At 68.8% G+C, this 1517-nt stretch carries 1 protein-coding gene; it reads left to right on the top strand.

Annotated features, from left to right (window positions below):
• The first annotated feature begins 136 nt into the window (after window positions 1-136).
• Window positions 137-1504 carry an IS4 family transposase gene (locus FG385_RS33685; protein WP_268815970.1) on the top strand — a complete coding sequence of 456 codons (1368 nt, stop codon included), beginning with the start codon at window positions 137-139 and terminating at the stop codon, window positions 1502-1504.
• The last annotated feature ends 13 nt before the right edge of the window (window positions 1505-1517 follow it).

The following is a 1517-nucleotide window of genomic DNA, read 5'->3' as shown; positions in this document are numbered from 1 at the left end:
TCAAGGATCTTGTTGTGGCGTGTCGGTGCCAGAGATGGGAGCGGAGCTCCGGTAGGAGAGGTCGTCCTCCAAGACAGCCTCGACACCACCGGGAGCTCCGCTGAGCGCGAATTCTGTCATCACTCGGGTCGTCACTGTGGCCGGTGGGTGTTTTGCCCCTGGTCATCTCGGTGAGTTGACCCGGATCGTGCCGTTCGAGATGGTCGATGCGGTGCTGGCCGAGACCGGCTCGGTGCAGCAGCGGTTGCGGTTGTTGCCCTCGCGGGTCGTGGTGTATCTCCTGCTTGCTGCGGGGTTGTGTGCCGAGATCGGGCTGTCGCAAGTGTGGACTCGGCTGTGCGCGGGCCTGACCGGGCTGGCGGTGGCCACCCCGGCGCCCAGCGCGATCACCGCCGCGCGGGTCCGGGTCGGGGTGGCGCCGTTGCGGGCGTTGTTCGACCTGCTGCGCGGGGCGGAGACCGGCTGCGTGCGCGTCGGTGAGGGGCGCGCGGGCCGGCCCGGGGTGTTCTGGCGGGGCCGGCTGGTCACCGCGGTGGACGGCAGCATTCTGTGCTGCGCGGACACCGCAGCGAATCTCACCGTGTTCAGCAAGGGCGGCAGCTCGCATGGCACCAGCACCGGGTATCCGATGGTCCGGGTGCTGGCGCTGGTCGCCTGCGGTACCCGCACGATCATCGACGCGGTGTTCGGCAGCGACCGCACCGGCGAGATCGGCTACGCCCACCAGCTACTCGGCTCTGCCCGGGCCGGGATGATCGTGCTGGCCGACCGGAACTTCGCCGCCTCAACCTGGATCGCCGCGCTCGCCGCGACCCGAGCTGACCTGCTGGTGCGGGTCAAGAACCAGCGCCGGCTCCCGGTCTGCAAGATCCTGCCCGACGGATCCTTTCTCTCCCGGATCGGGCGGGTCGAGGTGCGGGTGATCACCGCCCAGGTCACGATCACCACCAGCGAGGGGTGCCGGACCGAGACCTACCGACTCATCACGACCGTGCTCGATCCACACGTGCCCGCGCTGGAGATCGTGGCGCTCTACCACGAGCGTTGGGAGATCGAGACCGGGTTCGCCGAGCTGAAGTCCACCAGCCTGGGCGGGCGGGTGCTGCGTTCTCGCACCCCGACCGGAGTCGCCCAGGAGATCTATGCCTTGCTGATCACCTACCAAACGCTGCGGATCGCGATCAGCGACGCCACCCTGGACCGCAGCGACATCGATCCCGACCGGGGCAGCTTCACCGTCGCCCTGCACGCCGCCCGCGATCAGCTGATCGCCGCCGCTGGCGTGATCGCCGACACCGTGATCGACCTCGTCGGCACGATCGGGCACCACGTGCTGGAGCAGCTCCTACCTGCCCGACGGGTCCGGACCAACCCGCGCGTAGTCAAGCGCGCGATCTCCAAGTACGTGGCCAGCAGCGCCAAGGGTCGCCACCGCGGCCCCAACCGCCCAGCCACCACCACCATCGACATCCAGCCGATCTTGACAACACCGCCGCCGACCTAACTGAACGGCTTTG

It is taken from the genome of Amycolatopsis alkalitolerans, from assembly GCF_006152065.1.
GTDB classification, from domain to species: Bacteria; Actinomycetota; Actinomycetes; order Mycobacteriales; family Pseudonocardiaceae; genus Amycolatopsis_E; species Amycolatopsis_E alkalitolerans.
This window is presented reverse-complemented; position numbering and strand designations above follow the sequence as displayed.